The sequence below is a fragment of the Acinetobacter lwoffii genome (assembly GCF_019048525.1).
Taxonomy (GTDB): Bacteria; Pseudomonadota; Gammaproteobacteria; order Pseudomonadales; family Moraxellaceae; genus Acinetobacter; species Acinetobacter lwoffii_K.
Map to the genome: position 1 here is coordinate 2,787,538 of NZ_CP077369.1, position 18,534 is coordinate 2,806,071.

Here is an 18,534-nt window from a genome sequence, read left to right on the forward strand (position 1 = left end):
TTTCTCTATATTGGCACAGTAGGCAGTGCTTAGCGAATATTCACTTAAGCAAACTTCCCTTCACGGATCGCCGTATCCAGTGCCGTTAAACGCTCTGGGGTTCCTACGTCAACCCAAATGCCTGCCAGTTTAGAAGCTGCAACCTGCTGATTCTGCATTGCTGCTTTTAGCAACGGAGCCAAAGGACGTTTGCCAGTCTCTAAGACTTGGAACATCTTCGGATCAAGTACGGATACACCACTAAAAGTCAGGTTCTCACCTCCGACTTGCTGATCAAAGGTATAAGCTTTACCTTCTGCAAGCGTGAAATCACCCTCTGGGTGTTGTTCAGGGTTCTGCACAAGTACGAGATGCGCCAAATTATCCTTTAGATCAATATCCAGTAAAGGTGCAAAATCCATCGTGGTCCAGACATCACCATTTAACAGAATAAAAGGTTCATCACCGAGTAGCGGCAAGGCATTAATGATTCCACCAGCGGTTTCCAGACCTTCACCCTCATGTGACCAAAGGATGTTAATGCCAAATCGTGAACCATCGCCCAAAGCTTCTGCGAGTTTTTCACCGAGCCAAGCCGTATTGATGACAATTTCAGTAACACCGATCGCAGCCAGTTTTTCAATATGCCAGACGATAAGCGGTTTGCCACCTACCTCAAGCAAAGGCTTGGGGGTATGCAAAGTTAATGGGCGCATACGATTGCCGAGTCCTGCGGCCAAAATCATCGCTTTCATTTAGGCCGCTACCTCGTATGAACCATATTTTGCTTCAAAGGCAGGCATCACTTTTTCATGAATGAACTGCATGAATGGCTCTAGTTCTATATAAGCCTTAGACTCTTCAAGCAGATACCACATCACACGTGGTAAATCTTTGAGATAACCCGACTTGCCATCACGTTCAAACAGACGCACAAAAATACCGAGGATCTTGATATGACGCTGAATTGCCATCATGTCGGCATCTTTTTTAAACTGTTCAAAGTCACGGTTTTCTTTAACAGATGCTGGCAATAACTCATAGAAATTTTTGAACCAGCGATACACACGGTCGGCATTCCACTGCACATAAGCATCACGGGTAATCGAAATCAGGTCATAGGTATCAGCACCAATGACTGCATCCTGAAAATCAATCACACCGAGTTCGGTTTCATTGTCGATTTTCATCAGGTTACGGCTATGAAAGTCCCGATGTACAATTACCTGAGGTTGTGCCAAAGCGGTATTGGCCAGAATCGCAAAAGTGCGTTTGATCAAGGCGCTTTCTGATTCAGTCAGTTGAACCTTTAACGCTGGTAACATCCAGTCAGTCAGCAATTCCATTTCCGAGATCAGTTTTTCATAAGAATATGCCGGGAAATGCCCTTCTCCAGCAATCGATTGTAGTTGAATGAGCTGCTTAAAGCTTTGCTCATAATAGGCATCTACAGTCTCGTCATTCAGGAGATTCGACAGCAGCACATCACCAAAGTCTTCGAGCAGTAAAAAGCCATTTTCCAGGTCTTTTGCCACGATATGCGGAACACGCACGCCATGTGCATCAAAAAACTCATCTATCGTCACAAAAGGCACACAATCTTCTTTTTCTGGTGGTGCATCCATCAGCATAAATGTTTTATTATTCAGTTTGATTCGTGCATAACGACGGAAGCTGGCATCACCTGCTAAAAAATGAGTTTCAAATTGATCTGAACCGAGTACAGAGGCAATCCAAGATTGTATCAATTGTTCGCGTTGTGTATTCATTTGCAATTAATTCTAATACAGGCTGAGTTTTTAAAGTGCTAAGTGTAGCTACTTATCAACTTTTTCTCTATGATGCGACAATAATTAATTGCGATAAAAGCATGATTGGTTAATGAGACAAATGAAGCATCACTTTAAAATAAATCCTCTAGCGACTGCGATCTTAACCCTTTTATGTGGCAGCTCAGCCTCCGGCTATGCTGCATCAAATGTCTCGTCCGATGTAAATGCAGAACAACTCAAACAGCGCATAAATGAGACCTATCCAGGTGAAGCATTCTTTTCGCAATACTATGTCGACAAATCCTCAGCTGAAGCACAGCAGCGGCAGGAAAAATACTTAAGTTCGGCTTATTGTGAAGGCACCTGGGTGACCCCGATTGCCCCAGATGCAGCAACCGTTGCGCCAGATCAGGCTACATCTACCATTACTGCAGATTATGGACACTACAATCCAGCAGGTGACTCTTATTTAGAAGGCAATGTCATCATTGACCAGCAAGGTCGCCAGATTCGTGCTGAACGCGTAACGATTGATCAAACCCAGACCTATGCCAAAGCAGAAGGTCGGGTACAACTTGCTCAGGGTGGCCTGCTCTCACAAAGTGATGATATTAATTATAATTTAAAGACCCAAGAAGGCGACCTAAATAACAGCTTCTATATTGCCGAGCAGCAACATGCGCATGGTCGGGCAGAAAAGATCGCCAGAACCTCGACCGAGACGGTAGAACTGGAAAATGCGACCTATACCACCTGTCCACCTGAGCAAAAACCAACCTGGAAAATCCAGGCAGAAAAGATCAAGCTGAACCAGGAAACTGGACGTGGTGAAACCCGCAATACCAAGCTATATGTTAAAGATGTTCCGGTCTTGGCAGTTCCCTATTTCAACTTCCCGATTGATGACCGCCGCACTACCGGTATTCTGACGCCGACATTTGGCTTTACCAATGATGGTGGTCTGGAACTGGGTGTTCCGGTTTACCTGAATTTAGCGCCGCAATATGATGCGACGATTACGCCGCGTTATATTGGCGATCGTGGTACGATGTTAGACGGTGAGTTTCGCTATCTGACTGAAAATTATGGTGAAGGCCGTATTTGGGGAGGTTATTTACCTTCCGATGAAAGCTATAGCGATGAAGACCGTAAAAGCCTGCATTTCTTACATAACTGGCAGATCAATAATCAACTATCAACCAACCTTGAATATAACTACGCTTCAGACAAAGATTACTTTGCCGATCTGGATAATAACCCGAACTCTAAAACTGACCTGAACTTACGCCGTGCCTGGGAAGTCAATTATAAAAATGGTATTCCTGGCTTAAAGGCACAATTCAAAGTCGAAGACTTCCAAACCCTAGATCCAACCGTACTGGATGAAGATCGTCCTTATGCACGTCTGCCGCAGCTTTTAGTCAATTACAAAACTGGCAATCCATTGGGATTACAGCTTGAGTTTAATAACGACACAGCATATTTCCAGAAGGATCTGAGAAATTTCGCTGATACTGATCCAACGGGTGAGAAGGTATATCAACCGAGTGGTACACGGATCTATAATGACTTTTCCGTGCGTTATAATCATTTTACCCCGTGGTCATTCTTCATTCCTCAGGCGACTGTACGCAACATCAATACTTTCTATGATGAAAAAACCCAAAGCCGTAGCGCGTCTAGTGAAAATAATTCAATTGTGGTGCCACAATTCACGCTGGACACCGGCTTAATTTTTGAAAAAGAAGGTACGTATTTACAGACCTTAACGCCTCGTCTGTTCTATGCGTATTCACCTTATGAGAACCAGCAGAATCAGCCAAACTTTGATTCAGTCGTCGCTTCGATTAATTATGATCAACTTTTCAGTGCGCGTCGCTTTTATGGTAATGACCGCCTGGAAGACAATAACTTTGCCTCCTTAGGTCTGAGCTATAGCCTATTTAATGAAGAAGGTCTGGAGCGCCTGCGTGCCAGCGTTGGACAGAGCTTTTTCTTTGAAGATCGCCGTGTAACGTTGGAAAATGATGCAGATGAATTCGACCGTGAAAGTCATACTGGCCCTGTAATTCAACTGACCAGCCAGCTGTCAAATAATGTTCACGTTAATCTGAACTCAAGCTGGATGTCGAATGGATCGAATGCCCAACGAGATTTGCAGGTTTATTATACCGGTGAGCAAGGCAATCTTTATAACCTAGGCTATTTCTATCGCAAAGATATTCCGAACCGTCAAAAGAGCTATGATCATGTGGTGGGTTCATTTATCCAGCCGATTGCCAACAACTGGCGTCTGGTTGGACATGCCCAGTTTGACCTCGACAATAGTGTCGCACGGGAATATTTACTTGGCGTGAACTATGAGTCATGCTGTTGGGGAGTTTCTGTTTACGGTCGCTCATATTACAATGACTTAGACGACGTTAATGATTCAAGCGTCAAAGCCAAACGCGCCATTATGGCCGAGGTCAGCCTGAAAGGCTTAGGTGGGTTAAGCAGCAAACTCACCTCATTACTAGAAAATCGTATTCTAGGTTTTAACAATATCAATCAAACTTGGACAGAACGTTAATGAAGACAAAACAGTTAAAACAAATTTTTAAAGCAACCGCACTTGCGCTATGCCTTTCTTCAGCGATGACGACTTTTGCTGTTGCCCAACCTAAAGATGAAGTTGTAGCTGTAGTCGACAATAGTATCATTCTACGTAGTGACCTGGCTCAAGGTGTAGCCGAAATCTCACATCAGCTGCAAAAACAGAAAAAGGCAGTTCCACCACAACAATATCTTGAGCAACAAGCTTTAGAGCAACTGATTATTCGTCAGGCACAGCTTGAACAAGTTAAACGTTATAATATTCGTCCAGATGAAAAAGCTTTAAATGAAGCCGTCCTGAAAGTTGCCCGTGATTCTGGTTCACCGAGTCTGGAAGCATTCCAGCAGAAACTGGATGCCATGGCGCCCAATACCTATGCTTCTTTACGTAACCGTATCGCTGAAGATTTAGCACTGAATCGTTTACGTCAACAAATCGTGACTTCACGTATTCAAATTACAGATCAAGATGTTAAAAACTTCCTAAATACCCCGCAAGGTCAAGCTTTGCTTGGCAGTCAGGTCCATGTACTGCATTTACGGGTAAGCGGTGAAAATGCTGAACAAATTGCAACAAAGGTAAAGCAAGAATTAAATAGCAGCAATGACATTCAGGCGATCAGCAAAAAGTACAGCACTGGCGGCGTTAAAGTCGAAGCTGCTGATATGGGTGTGAGAAACCTGTCAGAAATTCCAGCAGAACTGGCTGCACGCGTGACCACCCTGCAACCAGGTCAAACTTCTGAACTGATTCCTGTCGCTGATGGTGTACATGTTCTGAAGCTCTTGGAACGTAAAGGTGGGGAACAGAAAGCCCTTGTTCCTCAATATTTAACACGACACATTCTGATTCAACCGTCTGAAGTGGTCAGTCCTGAAAATGCCAAACAAATGATTGATAGTCTGTATAACCGCCTCAAACAAGGTGAAGATTTTACTGTTTTAGCTTCAACGTTCTCCAATGATACTGGCTCGGCTCGTGATGGCGGAAGTCTTGGCTGGGTTAGCCCAGGGGTAATGGTACCTGAATTTGAACAGCAGATGAAAAGCACCCCAGTAGGTCAGTTCAGTAAACCATTTCAATCCCAGTTTGGCTGGCATATTCTGCAAGTGAGTGAAACACGCCAACAAGATATGACACAGGAATATCAGGAACGTATGGCTCGCCAATTGCTTGGTGAACGTCAATTTGATGCCGAATTAGATAGCTGGTTACGTGAAACGCGCAATAATGCTTATGTAGAAATCAAAGATCCTCAACTGGATCCTAAACATAACCGTTAAGCCTTACCATAATCCTAAAAAGCCAACGACATCTCGTTGGCTTTTTATTTAAAAAACTTAAAACTTACAGATCTAAAAAAACCTCTCATATAGAGAGGTTTTTTTCAATTCTCAAACTCGATTAACGATTGTTTTCATCGTCTGAAGAGTCTTCAAATTTAGTGTCGTTGTCAAAGCCAGCGCCTTGACCGCCAAAGCCAGCACCTTGACCACCGAAGCCGCCTTGACCGCCGAAGCCAGCGCCTTGACCACCGAAGCCACCTTGACCACCGAAGCCAGCGCCTTGACCGCCGAAGCCACCTTGACCACCGAAGCCGCCGCCTTGACCACCGAAGCCGCCGCCTTGACCACCGAAGCCACCAGCACCTTGACCGCCACCAAAGCCACCTGCAGCACCTTGACCACCGAAGCCCGCACCTTGTGGACCAGCAGGCGCGCCAGCAGGACGTGGATTACGTGCAGGTACTACAGTTGAAATTGCATGCTTATACACCATTTGGCTTACTGTATTTTTTAATAAAACCACATATTGGTCAAAAGATTCGATATGACCTTGTAATTTAATACCGTTTACCAGGAAGATAGATACTGGGATACGTTCCTTACGGAGAGAATTCAAGAATGGATCTTGTAAAGTTTGACCTTTAGACATGTTATAACTCCAAAAAAATTAAAAATCAGCGCAAAAACTATCTCTATTTTTCAATTAAAAATTATAAAAAAGATAGTCCCTAAATTTTGCTTTATCCGTGACAGTTTCGCAAGTCTTCTTGAGCCTGCTGTAGCGTAAAATATGTTGTAAATTTATGCTTTTCTTGCAAAGACCTTAACCACGTATATTGACGTTTTGCAAGTTGTCGTGTCGCAAATAAAGCTTTATCCTCCATTTCCCGTTGCTTTTCCTTGGTTTTATCAGCATTTTTTAAGAATTCCATAGCCTGACGATAACCCACTGAACGCATGGAAGGTAAATTTTCATTAAAATCGTATTTTTCAATTAAATTCACAACTTCATTTAAAAAACCGCTTTTCCACATAATTTCCAGACGTTGTTCAATACGCCCATGTAATTCTAACCGATCTGGCATCAGTGCATAATTATGGAAACTGTAACGATATGGTAAGTTTTTAGGTTGTTCTGCCTGTAGTTTTGTAATCGGCTCACCAGTCAATTTAAAAACTTCCAAGGCTCGAATAATGCGCTGCTTGTCGCTAACCTTGAATTTTTCACCGGCAATCGGATCGACTGCACATAATTCTGCATAAACCGCTTCCCAGCCCTCCTGCTCACCCTTGGCTTCAATCTCTGCCCGGATAGCATAGTCTGCACTTGGTAGGTTATCTGACAAACCTTCAAGCAAGGCCTTAAAATACAGCATGGTTCCGCCAACCAGAATCGGGGTTTTACCACGCACATGAATATCATCAATCAGGCGGCAAGCATCTTCGACAAAGTTGGCTGCAGAATACACTTCAAGTGGACTAATAATATCAATCAGATGATGCGGATAGCGCGCCAGTTCCTCTTTAGAAGGTTTGGCTGTACCAATGTCCATTTCCCGATAAACCAGTGCAGAATCGACCGAAATCAGCTCAAATCCCCCTTGCTCATACAGTTCACATGCCAAAGCGGTTTTACCACTTGCAGTTGGCCCCATTAAATTGATGACCGGCAATTGATTGGACATGTAAAACTACTCTCCTCGAGCAAAAAGTTTATCTAGTTGAGCCAATGGAAAGGCGCGCCAAGTTGGGCGGCCATGATTACATTGACTGGCAAATTCGGTTTGTTCCATCTGACGCAATAAAGCATTCATTTCCGACAGACTCAGGATACGATGCGCTCGTACTGCACCATGACAGGCCATGCCTGCCAAAATCTGGTCACGCTTCTGCAATAGACTTTGTGCCTGATCACCCGGATCTAAATCATTCAATAATTCAGGAATCAGGGCATCAAAATCTGCCTTGTGTAGAATAGCCGGCACACCACGTACAATGACTTGCTCATCACCATACTGATCAATTTCCAGACCCAAACGTGCGAGTTGCTCTTTCAGCTCTTCGACACGCATGGCCTGCATCCGGCTAATGTTTACGACCTTTGGAATCAGCAGTTGCTGTGACGTCCAGAATTCAGGTTTATCCCAGGCCGATTTCATTTGCTGCAAAACGATACGTTCATGCGCCGCATGCATATCGACAATAATCAGACCTTCGGTATTTTGCGCCAGAATATAGATGCCATGTAACTGGGCAATTGCAATACCCAAGGGATGTTCATCCACTTTGGTGTTTACATGTGTCTGAAAAGACTGCTCAGGGCTGAATGCTTCGGTTTCCAAACTTTCTCTCAGTGGAGCCAGATAACTTTTCAGGGCATTATTTAGCTGCTGCGAACCTGCATAGGATGTACTGTAGTCTCGGGCATAATTCACAGCTTGTGGATGTGAAGATTCAAAATCGGTCAGTACATCCGAAGCTTCGTTTTCATCTGCAGTAGATGTCGTTCTAGCTACCTGTTGCTGCGAATGCGCAGCCTGATGCAGGCTAAACTGCTCCTGATAGCGTGGTTGTGGCGCCACAAAATTAGGCTGTTGATCCTGTTTCATCGCCTCGGCCAGATCCGCAGTCGCAGTCTGGAATTGTGCCAGCGTTTCCTTGGCATAATGCCGCACAAACTCATGTACTTCACGTTGATTCAGGAAGCGAATTTCATGCTTGGTCGGATGGACGTTTACATCCACATTTTCAGGATCAACTTCCAAAAACAGTAAATAGGCCGCATGCTGATGACCATGCAAAATACCGTCATAGGCCATACGCAACGCATGGGAAATAGTTTTGTCTTTGACAATCCGGCCATTCACATAGACATATTGTAAATCCGCCTGTGCACGTGCATCTGAAGGATGACCAAGCCAGCCAGACAAACGCATGTTGATACTGTCTGCATCCATCCAGTAGGCATTTTCAGTAAACTGGCGGCCAAGCAATTGCTGTACCCGCTGAAAGCGTAAAGCCCCGCTATCTGCCACAGGTAAATTCAGTTTGATGCTTTCATTATGTTCTAGCACAAAACGGATATCAAAATGCGTTAACGCCATACGGCGCACGATTTCTTCGATATGACCAAATTCAGTGCCCGGTTTTTTCAGGAATTTACGCCGCGCAGGCACATTAAAAAATAAATCCTGAACCCGGATATGCGTCCCTTTTGAAGCCGCGACCGCTTGAATTTCCTGATGATCAAAAGCCGTGCCATTGACTTCGACCTGATAACCGATGCCCTCGTCACTTTGACTGCTGATCATGGTCAGGCGTGAAACCGCTGCAATCGACGCCAGGGCTTCGCCACGAAAGCCCAGACTGCTAATCGCATACAGTTCATCAGCGCTCTGGATCTTGCTGGTGGCATGGCGCATCACGGCCAAAGCCAGATCTTCAGCATGAATTCCGCGTCCATTGTCGATGATTTCAATTAAAGTACTACCGCCCTGTTCGACCCGAATGATCAGTTCTGTAGCACCCGCATCAATCGAGTTTTCCAGTAATTCCTTGACCACAGAGGCCGGACGTTCAATCACCTCACCTGCGGCAATCTGGTTGGCAAGTGCAGGATCAAGGGCACGAATACGGCGCAGACTTAAATCATTCGACATGTGAGAATTGACGCTCCAGAGCCTCTCGTAAGGCAAGATTCGATGAAATCAGACTTGCAGTACGAGTAAGTTCATCTTCAGATTTTAAAATTTCAATAATCAGGTCAGCTTGCGGAATTTCATCGCCACCTTTGGATGGCCATTCAAATAAAAATAGCGCATTCGGTGTTTCCAGATAATCCCGGATTCCCATCAGTTCCAGTTCATACGGATCATTCAGACGATACAGGTCAAAATGAAAAATATCCTGACCATTAATTTGATAGGGTTCGACCAGTGTATAAGTTGGACTTTTCACTGAACCTTTATGACCCAGCTGTTGCAAATAATAACGCGTTAACGTCGTTTTTCCTGCCCCCAGGTCACCAATCAGATATACGACTCCCGCAGGGAAATTTTCCGCCAGAACCTTGGCCAGTTTTTGGGTATCGTCTTCATAATTTAAAGTGACATTAAATGAATAAGGCATATTACTCACGACATGATGCAAAAGAATAAATATGATAGCATCGCCACGCTTTAAAAGCCTATTCACCTGTGTGAGAAACTGTATTTTTTCACAGCATCTGTCCCTTAAGAGGTTAATCTGCCTGCCATGCAACCAACTGTTGATTTTAACCCGCCTATGCTGAATGGGGTCAGTGCCAGTAAAGTGTTTTTGCCAGCCAGTCCGGATATACCCCTGACAGTTCTTGCTTATTTATGCGCGCAATTTGCGCATATTACAGCAGATGAATGGCAGTCCCGTTTCAACGAGGGTCTGGTCTATGATGCTCAGGGCAATCAATTATCAACAGATAGCCCATTTCAGCCCAATAGCCACTGTTTTTATTACCGCTTTTTGGCACATGAAGTGCATGTTCCTTTTCAACATCAGATTTTATTTGAAAATGAGCATTTCATGGTGGTCGATAAACCGCATTTTTTGACCATGAGCCCGACCGGACAATATGTGCAGGAAACTCTATTGGTTCGTCTTAAAAAGCAAACCGGTAATGAACATTTAACGCCTATTCACCGGTTGGATCGTGAAACGGCAGGTGTGGTCCTAATTTCCAAATGCGTGGAATCGCGTGGCCTATATCAGCAGATGTTTGCTACACGTCAAGTGCAGAAGACTTATCATGCGATTGCAGCTTATCAACCTGATTTAAAATTTCCATTGATCACGCGATTAAGAATGGAAAAGGGACAGCCTTTTTATACCATGCACGTGCTAGACGGAACGCCAAATAGCGAGACAGCGATTGACCTGCTGGAACACAACACAGAATGGGCTAAATACGAGTTGAAACCGCATACTGGCAAGCAGCATCAATTACGGGTGCACTTGAATCATCTGGGTATTCCGATTCAGCACGATCCCTTTTATCCACAGGTAGCACACAAGGCGGAAGATGATTTTTCTGCCCCTTTAAGTTTATTGGCCAAACATATTCAATTCATCGATCCGATCACGCAGAAAAGCATGAATTTCAGCTCGCAACTTGAATTGACACTGTAAATCGCTTGTCATTACAGATTATTTTCTAAAATCGGTCGCTTTAAGATTGAATTTCAAACGTAATTGATTAGAATAAAGGCGAAAAGTTAAGTAATTTAAAGCTTTAAAAATATTATGAGAAAAACTGAAGTTTATCAAATTCGCTTGGACTCGCAAGAGAAGAAACAAGCCTTTGCGGTATTTAAGCAATTGGGGATTACGCCAGCTCAGGCCGTGCGTCTTTTTTTCAAGCAGGTGGTGATTACCAAATCGATCCCCTTCTCGATTGAAAACCAGAATATCAATCTGGAACAGCTGATCCGACTGCGCAAGCTGAAACAAAATGAAGCTAAAACCGAGCAAAATGCGCTTTCCAGTTCTGCCCTGAATCTATTGGATGAGCAGGAAATTGCATTGGATGATGATCATCTTGATTTATTTGAAGAACTGAATGCCATTTTGGGTGAAAGCGACAAAATTTAACATTGTTGCATTTCCGAACAATTTCTAAAGCCTGCCACTCATAAACTTCGCTATGCTTGATGCTGATAATCAATAAAAAATTAGCATGGAGTATGCAATGCTCGTACGACGCGCCCAGTCAGCAGACCTGAATCAGCTGGCGATATTATTTGATGAATATCGACAGTTTTATGGTACGTCTTCCAATCCTGAACTCTCTTATCAATTTTTAAAACAGCGTTTTGAAGATGGGCAGACTGTTATTTTTATTAATACCAAAGATGATACTTTTACCGGCTTTATTATCCTGTATCTGGGTTTTTCTTCAGTGGCCTGCTCGACCTATTATATTCTGGATGATGTCTATATCACCCCGGTTTTTCGGCGTCAGGGCGCAGCCAAACAACTGATTGATACCGCGATTTTATTTGCCAAACATGAACAGGCCTTAAGAATCACCCTGGAAACCCAAAAAAATAATTATCAATCGCATAAATTGTATGAATCTATGGGATTTATCAAGGATGATGAATTTCAGACTTATCACTGTTTCCTGAAGTAAGTCCTAATCTTTTCATCACATTTCAAGCGAATAAAAAATTTATTATTCTGAGCGGAATTTGGCCTGCGCCACCTGTTCTGCATTTAAATACAACCATTCTCCTTCAGCCAGTTCAGGCAAGGCCAAAGCACCAATCTGTGCACGATGTAGCTGTTCAACTTTATTACCTACTGCAGCCAGCATACGCTTCACCTGATGATAGACGCCTTGATGAATGGTCATTTGCAGACGATTTTCAGCCAATCGTGTCACTTCGGTAGCTGAAAAAATGCCTTTTTCATTTCTTAATTCAACACCTTGTTCTAGTTGCTGAATCTGTTCATCCGTGACGGCATCCGCAGTTTGCATCTGATAAACTTTGGCGACATGCTTTTTCGGATGGGTGAGCGCTTGCAGAAACTGTCCATCATCGGTCAGCAATAATAGTCCGGTGGTATCCTGATCCAGACGGCCTACACACTGAATCCCCCGATTCAGCAAAATGTCATCAAACAGGTCAAACACACTAAAATGATGCGTCGCCTGATGCGAACACTCGTAGCCTTGTGGTTTGTTTAAGGCGATATAAACTTTTTCCCGATAGGTATGACTTTTACCATAAACCTCGAAATTTAAATGATTTAAATCCAGGTTATATTTAGGATTGTCAACCACTTCATCTTGAATTGAAACAGCACCATTTTTAATCAGTTGCTGACAATGCTTGCGGGAGCCGAAACCTTGTGACTGCAACATTTTTTCCAATAGCATCTGTTTATACCTGTATCGAGTGAAGACCTGTGCATTCTATCCTGAAACAGTCATGAATTTGGTCTCTTCCGCTGTTTTCTAGGTATCATGCGTTGAAAAGCTCTACAATAGCTTTATTTTTCATTCTTTCTCTCCCGCTTATGTCGCAACTTGATCTGAATCTGATTGTTCTTTTGGTTTTACTGGCTTGCGGTATTTTCAGTCACAATAGCGCCGTCACCATTGCTGCAGCGGTGTTAATCGTTTTGAAAATCACGCCTCTCAGCAGTTTATTGCCTTATGTACAGGCGCATGGTTTAAATATCGGCATTATTATTCTGACCATTGGTGTTCTGACACCGATTGCCAGTGGCAAAATTTCAGGAGAAAGTATTCTCAAATCTTTCCTGAGCTGGAAGTCTTTGCTGGCAATCGCGATTGGGGTTTTTGTTGCTTGGCTGGGCGGACGTGGAGTGAAGCTGATGTCAAATCAGCCAGATGTGGTGGCCGGACTGTTATTAGGCACAGTGGCTGGTGTAGCAGTATTACGCGGTGTTCCAGTCGGTCCTTTAATTGCGGCTGGGATTTTATCGTTATTGATTAGTACACAATAAATGTACAAATCATCAGCACGCATCACCAGTACGCAAAAATTTCTCAAAAATACATCACATGACCGGAAATATGCAGATCACCCATTGATTATCTTGCGCTAAGCTTTAAAGCAGTGCTTCAGGCTTGCTCAGAAGATACTATCAAATCAACGGAATATTTATTAATTCGATCTTTCAAAATTCAAGCAAAGGAAAGTGAATGATTTTTAAAAGCGGTGACCTGATAAAAATCAGAAATTCAATAAATGACACCTACCAGTCTAATCTTTCAAAGCATAGACCAAACTTTCTACCATCTGACCATTTTCCAAATATACTTTAACCGGAATACGTTGATATTCATCGCCTTCAAATACATCCAGCTCATTCCAATATTTAGGGAGATTCTCGGATATGAATACATAACCGGTAACAGTCTCTCCCGAATCACTGAGCTGAATACCCGGGCTACCCAGCTCAGCACCCCAACCGCGCTGCTGCAAATGCCCACGAATATAACCGGCTTTCCAGCTTCCCCCAATCCGTTCCATCACATGGGCATTGGGTTGCTGCGGACGAAGCGTGCCGTATACGAATAAACTGTGCATCTTAAGAACTCTTAAACATCATTTTGATGATTACTCTACAAATAGTAGTGCTAGACGCACCTGGTCATAAGCCATTTTAGGCGTAGTCAATTCCACAATCGGACGCAGCTTAATAGAACCGTCATCATTAAAATGTTCCGAATTTTGACGCTTGGTCAAGCGTTTATAAATCTTGCGCACCTGCTCCACGACCTCTTCACCCGGATGTGCCAGCGAGATATCCAGCCCCTGCTCTTTATGCAAACGCCCCAAATGATTGATGATGGTTGCCGGGGTCAAACCACGTTCAGTCGCGATATCGGCAATTTCATAACCTTCTTCAAACAGTTCACGCGTTTCGTCTAGCGTTGCAGCGGCATAGCTTTGCTTACCCCCATTCTTGGAAATTTTCTTCTCATTGCGCTGGATTTCAACTTCATTCAAAGTCCCGCCACAATGTCGGATAAAGGCCTTATGCTGTGCCGTCAAATCGACATTTTCAAAATTCGCTTCGGCTTCATCAGAAAGTTCCTGAAAACGGCGATCGGCTTTAATCGCCAGACTATCGAGCTCCAAAGCCTGTTCATTAAAGCCTTTTAAACGTAAGCCATTTAAGCTTTTTAAACGGGACAAGGCGACATAGCCCTGGCCTTTTTCAAAGGTATGACTCAGATCAATCTCAGCAGCTTCCAGGGTCATGCCTTGTGATTTATGAATGGTAATTGCCCAAGCCAGACGCAATGGAATCTGCTGGAAACTGGCAATGGTTTTACCGGCCTCATTGTCTACCGACCAGGTTTCAGGCTCAACCACCAGTGTAGTACCATCGGTCAATTTGACTTTAGGCAGCACACCATATTCATCATCCTCTTCAAAACTGATGACTTCGCCCAGACTGCCATTGATATAACCCATATCAAAGTTGTTTTTTACAAACATGACTTTGGCATGTTTTTTCAGGGTTAAAGCTTCAGGCGCTCGCACTGACGATTTTAAGGTTTCGATCAGCTTTTCATTGCCATCGCACTGCGCATCAAACTGACGCGGATCATTGTCAATTTCATTTAGATGCTTAAAGTTAATAATGTCTACATCCATATTATGCGTATACAGGCGCGTATAGGTATCGCCGATTTCTTGATGTCGGGTTGCCTGTAAAGCCGTACGATGTTCATGGCTAATCGCCTGTGCACGAATCGCGTTCAGGATGTCATTCAGATAATCATTGCCCTGACGATGCTGCTCGGTCAGGTAACAGACGCGAAACTTGGCTTCAACCCACGCATCTGACATAAAGCAGAATTTGTCGCGGTTGCGCTCATCATTTTTACCAACTGGTGGCAACTGGAAAAAGTCACCCGCCACAATCACCTGAATACCGCCAAAGGCTTCATCGCTGTCTTTGAAATATTTCAGCACCTGATTCACCAGATTCAGCTGCTTGGCATGCAACATGGAAATTTCATCAATAATCAGGACTTGGGCATTTTCCAGATGTTCTTTTAAGTATTTGCGCTCTTTCATCCGCTTTAAGTCTTCTTCAGACAAAAAGTCTTTAATACCAATGCCTGCCCAGGTATGAATGGTCATACCGTTCATATGTGTGGCTGCAATACCAGTAGATGCAGTAATGGCAACGGCGACCTTACGTGCCTTTAAATAATTAATATATTGATTCAGCGTATAGGTTTTTCCTGCACCGGCAGAACCGGTTAAAAAGACATTTTCTCCTGCTTTGAGTAACTTAAGGGCAGTTTCCTGTTTCATAAGAGCAATACCGTAAAAGAACGGCTATAGCCTAACGATTTTTAGCGGAAAAGTTAAGCGTCATGGAGGAAAACAAGCTGTATTGAACTGTCAGGCCTGCAAGTTGAGCCAGTTAATAAAATGCATGGCGATATTGCTGTATTCAGCTTCTGCTTTCTGGTTGTTCGGATATTCCAGCTGATCAAAAATCACCTGCCCATTCACCAATTGACACCCCAAGATCAAGGGTAGGCGCACAGCCGGATGAGACATGCGAAAGGCCACATACTGCCCTTCCACAATTTGCTGGGCATAGCTTGCCGCCAGACAGTTCCTGAAAATTTTAGATTCCTCTAAAATCCGCTCCAAAGTTTTAAGCTCTTCAAAACGCCAGTTGAAATACAGTAAAAATGAAACCTGAGTGATTGGTGTCCAGTTCACCAGTGCAAACTGTTTTTTCAGCTTGGCGATCATTTCCTGCTTTTGAATCTGATCATGCCAGACGACCGCCTGATTAAACAAACTGGTCCAGCTCAGGTTTTTCGGTATTTCTGTATGACTGGAAAAATACTCTACTAGATAGTCACGCACATAACTGTCAAAAAGCGACTCACGTACATGCCCGCTTTGCAAATAAAACAGCTGCCTGAACTCAGTAAAAGGAATGCGATAACGGTGCAGAACATTATAAAAATCACGGTTCTGCTGACTTTGAGGCTGAATATACACCAGAACCTCATCGGGTAAATGCGCCGTAATTTTATATAAATGCTGCATATAAGCTTGCATCATCCGGCTCAAGTTCAGGTAAACCTTTTTGGTCAGCTGATCATCCATTTTGACTACATTGCGCAGCAGCTCCATCCATTCGTCCAGATACAGAATTGACGGACTAATCGCAATCCGCTGATCCTCGATCGATTGGCGTGTGCCTTTTAATACCACCGCCTGATTATGCTGGTGCTGAAACCAGTCATGCTGCATCGCATATTCATGCATGCTATGAATAAACAGTCGCGCCGAGACATATTGAAAATATTGTAAGGTCGCCAGAATAATCTGCGGATGAATATGATGGCTGTCTACAAAACTTAGGGCCGTTACTGCGACCCGCACACTGCTATGCTGGATATTATTACTGATCCAGTCCAGTACCTCGGCCGATTGCTTAAAGATCCAGTTCACGGCACGATGACAGTCAAAAAGTGGCAATCGGGCTACTTTTTTCTGCCATAAATACGGATGATTTTCCAGGAAATTCCGTTTGGATAATAAATCATCCCGATGCCACACGTCCCGGTTCATCAGACGGACAAAACCGAGCAGGTTACTCTGCTCCTCAGCATGCCGATACAGCAAGCGGATATCATCGGTGTGATCATTCAGTTCATGCAAATTAAAGCGCTCTTCAAAAGACAGCAACATAATCCGGAACATCGCCGGAGGCAAAAACTGTGCGGCGCTAAAACAGAACTCATCCAGACTGTCCATCAATGACTGGATCGACAGGAATTCATCCTGCTGTAGACACTCCAAAGAAAAAGCCTGTTGCAAGCTTTCAAGAATCTGCTGTGGAATCTCTTGTTCATCCTGAATAAAGTTTTGCATGACGGGTGTTGTATACAACCCGGCCTTGATCAACTGCTGGTCGACAATTTCAGCCTGAACAATCGACATTTGCTGCAGAAATTCGAACACCCGTTCCGGGCCATTGACCCACGCATAAACCTGAGTCAGGATAAGTTGGCGTAACTGTTTGGCTTTGTCGCGTAAATACAGCGAATGCTGTGGTTTTAAATCGCCGGTCAGGAAATAGATATCCTGTAAAAAGAATTCCTCTAGTGCTTCTGCCTTACATTGCTGGAAATAAAAATGACTGTCTAGCAAAGCAGGTGCAGTTCCAGAGTCTAGTGCACGTGGAGCATGAAACTGGATATGAAACAGGCCATCCACCAATTCAATCCGGTGTTGATCCTGCTGAATTTTTATTAAATTTTGTGCATTCAGATGACCAATCATCGCCATCTGATCAAGATAAAGCTGGTTCAGCTCCGGAGAAATCCGTAAACATTGTTGTGCCAACAACCTTAAAGGTGCTACCAAGCTATCCTGTTCCATACGCACACCTCGGTCATCTTAGAATCATCTTATTTTTATATTGGATCATGCTGAGTCCTTGATCGCCAATCAGTGAACACTTAAAAATACATTATGGCATCACTTGCACTATAAAAAAGTCCATGCATCCTTTTTCCTAAAAATAGAACATCTCAATAGATCATAGCCTAGATTTTACAGGAAGAATTTTTCTTTTTTAGTCTTGCTGACGTAGCGCCTTAAGCTCGGCCAAGCCGGTATAAATATGTTGCTGCAAGCTGTGTCGAAATGCAATCAGCTCTTCCTGAGTCTGAACCTGAGCAATCGATTGTCGCGGCATAAACTGAAAATAAAATGGCAGGCGTTTTGGGAATAATCGTTTAGGCAAAGATGGAATCACATCGCCCTGACGTAATAATTTATTGAGTTGTGGTACTTTGAGGAGTTTTTGAAAATATTTATGCTGGATGATCTTATTGGCATCAAAGCCAATCTCATAGACTTCATCCCCACCAAGCGCAGCAAAAGGGACAATATCATAGTTGAATTCCTGAGCCAGCTTTAAAAATCCGTAGCGTTGCTTCCAGATCAGTTGATACTGTTCACCCTGACGTTTGAGTACTTCGCGTCCACCTCCCGGAAAGACCAGAATAGAATAACCCTGCTGCATCACAGCACGTACATAATGCTGGATGCCATCGACTGCCCCAAACTTTTTCACGGCTTCACGCCATAGCGGTACATAAAAATGGCTATGATCCGCAATACTGACCACAGCCACCTTATGTTCGTTATAGAGATAATCAATCAGCATCGGCGAATCAAAGATGCCGTACATGGAATGATTACCGACATACATTGCAGGCCGACTGGCATCAATATATTCTGCCCCTAAAAAGGTAGGGGTAAAATATAATTTAGATAAGGCACTTAAGCGTCTAATCCATTGCCCATCATGTTTGACCTGCAAGCTGTCTGCTCCT

Annotated in this window: 17 protein-coding genes; 6 read left to right on the top strand and 11 right to left on the bottom strand. The window is 43.7% G+C overall.

The window, feature by feature from the left end; all coding sequences use genetic code 11:
* Positions 1-44: 44 nt before the first annotated feature.
* Positions 45-734, bottom strand: a complete 690-nt coding sequence (murU, locus tag I6L24_RS13105; RefSeq protein ID WP_005247326.1) for an N-acetylmuramate alpha-1-phosphate uridylyltransferase MurU — start codon at positions 732-734, stop codon at positions 45-47.
* Positions 735-1,748: an aminoglycoside phosphotransferase family protein gene (locus I6L24_RS13110; protein WP_216986164.1), complete on the bottom strand. Its 1,014-nt coding sequence runs from the start codon at positions 1,746-1,748 to the stop codon at positions 735-737.
* Between the two features lie 121 nt (positions 1,749-1,869).
* Here I6L24_RS13110 and I6L24_RS13115 point away from each other — a divergent pair, with 121 nt between their 5' ends.
* Both I6L24_RS13115 and I6L24_RS13120 read left to right on the top strand, forming a co-directional pair.
* On the top strand, positions 1,870-4,323 hold the full coding sequence (locus I6L24_RS13115; protein ID WP_004645480.1) for an LPS-assembly protein LptD: 2,454 nt from the start codon (positions 1,870-1,872) through the stop codon (positions 4,321-4,323).
* Positions 4,323-5,630 (top strand): peptidylprolyl isomerase, encoded by a 1,308-nt coding sequence (locus tag I6L24_RS13120; RefSeq protein WP_216986165.1) that lies wholly within the window; start codon positions 4,323-4,325, stop codon positions 5,628-5,630. Before I6L24_RS13115 ends, I6L24_RS13120 begins: the two co-directional genes overlap by 1 nt.
* Positions 5,631-5,751: 121 nt before the next feature.
* On the opposite strand, the gene hfq is transcribed toward I6L24_RS13120, so the two are convergent.
* The 4 genes from hfq to tsaE form a co-directional block, all read right to left on the bottom strand.
* On the bottom strand, positions 5,752-6,282 hold the full coding sequence (hfq, locus tag I6L24_RS13125; RefSeq protein WP_216986166.1) for an RNA chaperone Hfq: 531 nt from the start codon (positions 6,280-6,282) through the stop codon (positions 5,752-5,754).
* Positions 6,283-6,373: 91 nt separating this feature from the next.
* Positions 6,374-7,318, bottom strand: coding sequence for a tRNA (adenosine(37)-N6)-dimethylallyltransferase MiaA (gene miaA, locus I6L24_RS13130; protein ID WP_004645483.1), 945 nt, complete (start codon positions 7,316-7,318; stop codon positions 6,374-6,376).
* A gap of 6 nt (positions 7,319-7,324) precedes the next feature.
* Positions 7,325-9,292, bottom strand: coding sequence for a DNA mismatch repair endonuclease MutL (gene mutL / locus I6L24_RS13135; RefSeq protein ID WP_216986167.1), 1,968 nt, complete (start codon positions 9,290-9,292; stop codon positions 7,325-7,327).
* Positions 9,282-9,761, bottom strand: coding sequence for a tRNA (adenosine(37)-N6)-threonylcarbamoyltransferase complex ATPase subunit type 1 TsaE (gene tsaE / locus I6L24_RS13140; protein ID WP_216986633.1), 480 nt, complete (start codon positions 9,759-9,761; stop codon positions 9,282-9,284). The genes mutL and tsaE overlap by 11 nt, the downstream gene beginning before the upstream one ends.
* A gap of 126 nt (positions 9,762-9,887) precedes the next feature.
* Between tsaE and I6L24_RS13145 the strand changes: the two genes are divergently transcribed.
* The 3 genes from I6L24_RS13145 (at position 9,888) to I6L24_RS13155 (ending at position 11,799) form a co-directional block, all read left to right on the top strand.
* Entirely contained in the window at positions 9,888-10,796 is a 909-nt protein-coding gene (locus I6L24_RS13145; protein WP_216986168.1) for a pseudouridine synthase, read from the top strand.
* A 114-nt stretch (positions 10,797-10,910) separates the two neighbouring features.
* Positions 10,911-11,258, top strand: coding sequence for a type II toxin-antitoxin system RelB/DinJ family antitoxin (locus tag I6L24_RS13150; protein WP_005106547.1), 348 nt, complete (start codon positions 10,911-10,913; stop codon positions 11,256-11,258).
* 97 nt (positions 11,259-11,355) lie between these two features.
* Positions 11,356-11,799 (top strand): GNAT family N-acetyltransferase, encoded by a 444-nt coding sequence (locus I6L24_RS13155; protein ID WP_005106546.1) that lies wholly within the window; start codon positions 11,356-11,358, stop codon positions 11,797-11,799.
* A gap of 42 nt (positions 11,800-11,841) precedes the next feature.
* Here I6L24_RS13155 and I6L24_RS13160 read toward each other — a convergent pair whose 3' ends face one another.
* Positions 11,842-12,549, bottom strand: coding sequence for a pseudouridine synthase (locus I6L24_RS13160; protein ID WP_004645489.1), 708 nt, complete (start codon positions 12,547-12,549; stop codon positions 11,842-11,844).
* Positions 12,550-12,689: 140 nt separating this feature from the next.
* Between I6L24_RS13160 and I6L24_RS13165 the strand changes: the two genes are divergently transcribed.
* Positions 12,690-13,142 carry a DUF441 domain-containing protein gene (locus I6L24_RS13165; RefSeq protein WP_004645490.1) on the top strand — a complete coding sequence of 151 codons (453 nt, stop codon included), beginning with the start codon at positions 12,690-12,692 and terminating at the stop codon, positions 13,140-13,142.
* Positions 13,143-13,402: 260 nt separating this feature from the next.
* Here I6L24_RS13165 and I6L24_RS13170 read toward each other — a convergent pair whose 3' ends face one another.
* From I6L24_RS13170 to I6L24_RS13185, 4 genes are all read right to left on the bottom strand, one after another.
* Positions 13,403-13,729: a gamma-glutamylcyclotransferase family protein gene (locus tag I6L24_RS13170; protein ID WP_071851983.1), complete on the bottom strand. Its 327-nt coding sequence runs from the start codon at positions 13,727-13,729 to the stop codon at positions 13,403-13,405.
* 30 nt (positions 13,730-13,759) lie between these two features.
* Positions 13,760-15,475: an AAA family ATPase gene (locus tag I6L24_RS13175; RefSeq protein ID WP_216986169.1), complete on the bottom strand. Its 1,716-nt coding sequence runs from the start codon at positions 15,473-15,475 to the stop codon at positions 13,760-13,762.
* A gap of 90 nt (positions 15,476-15,565) precedes the next feature.
* Entirely contained in the window at positions 15,566-17,572 is a 2,007-nt protein-coding gene (locus tag I6L24_RS13180) for a hypothetical protein (RefSeq protein WP_216986170.1), read from the bottom strand.
* Positions 17,573-17,768: 196 nt separating this feature from the next.
* Entirely contained in the window at positions 17,769-18,521 is a 753-nt protein-coding gene (locus I6L24_RS13185) for a 1-acyl-sn-glycerol-3-phosphate acyltransferase (RefSeq protein ID WP_004278913.1), read from the bottom strand.
* Between the last annotated feature and the right edge of the window lie 13 nt (positions 18,522-18,534).

What these genes read in the sequence shown, in the direction of transcription:
- murU (WP_005247326.1), bottom strand. Translation starts at nt 734, where the DNA reads ATGAAAGCGATGATTTTGGCCGCAGGACTCGGCAATCGTATGCGCCCA.
- I6L24_RS13110 (WP_216986164.1), bottom strand. Translation starts at nt 1,748, where the DNA reads ATGAATACACAACGCGAACAATTGATACAATCTTGGATTGCCTCTGTA.
- I6L24_RS13115 (WP_004645480.1), top strand. Translation starts at nt 1,870, where the DNA reads ATGAAGCATCACTTTAAAATAAATCCTCTAGCGACTGCGATCTTAACC.
- I6L24_RS13120 (WP_216986165.1), top strand. Translation starts at nt 4,323, where the DNA reads ATGAAGACAAAACAGTTAAAACAAATTTTTAAAGCAACCGCACTTGCG.
- hfq (WP_216986166.1), bottom strand. Translation starts at nt 6,282, where the DNA reads ATGTCTAAAGGTCAAACTTTACAAGATCCATTCTTGAATTCTCTCCGT.
- miaA (WP_004645483.1), bottom strand. Translation starts at nt 7,318, where the DNA reads ATGTCCAATCAATTGCCGGTCATCAATTTAATGGGGCCAACTGCAAGT.
- mutL (WP_216986167.1), bottom strand. Translation starts at nt 9,292, where the DNA reads ATGTCGAATGATTTAAGTCTGCGCCGTATTCGTGCCCTTGATCCTGCA.
- tsaE (WP_216986633.1), bottom strand. Translation starts at nt 9,761, where the DNA reads ATGCCTTATTCATTTAATGTCACTTTAAATTATGAAGACGATACCCAA.
- I6L24_RS13145 (WP_216986168.1), top strand. Translation starts at nt 9,888, where the DNA reads ATGCAACCAACTGTTGATTTTAACCCGCCTATGCTGAATGGGGTCAGT.
- I6L24_RS13150 (WP_005106547.1), top strand. Translation starts at nt 10,911, where the DNA reads ATGAGAAAAACTGAAGTTTATCAAATTCGCTTGGACTCGCAAGAGAAG.
- I6L24_RS13155 (WP_005106546.1), top strand. Translation starts at nt 11,356, where the DNA reads ATGCTCGTACGACGCGCCCAGTCAGCAGACCTGAATCAGCTGGCGATA.
- I6L24_RS13160 (WP_004645489.1), bottom strand. Translation starts at nt 12,549, where the DNA reads ATGCTATTGGAAAAAATGTTGCAGTCACAAGGTTTCGGCTCCCGCAAG.
- I6L24_RS13165 (WP_004645490.1), top strand. Translation starts at nt 12,690, where the DNA reads ATGTCGCAACTTGATCTGAATCTGATTGTTCTTTTGGTTTTACTGGCT.
- I6L24_RS13170 (WP_071851983.1), bottom strand. Translation starts at nt 13,729, where the DNA reads ATGCACAGTTTATTCGTATACGGCACGCTTCGTCCGCAGCAACCCAAT.
- I6L24_RS13175 (WP_216986169.1), bottom strand. Translation starts at nt 15,475, where the DNA reads ATGAAACAGGAAACTGCCCTTAAGTTACTCAAAGCAGGAGAAAATGTC.
- I6L24_RS13180 (WP_216986170.1), bottom strand. Translation starts at nt 17,572, where the DNA reads ATGGAACAGGATAGCTTGGTAGCACCTTTAAGGTTGTTGGCACAACAA.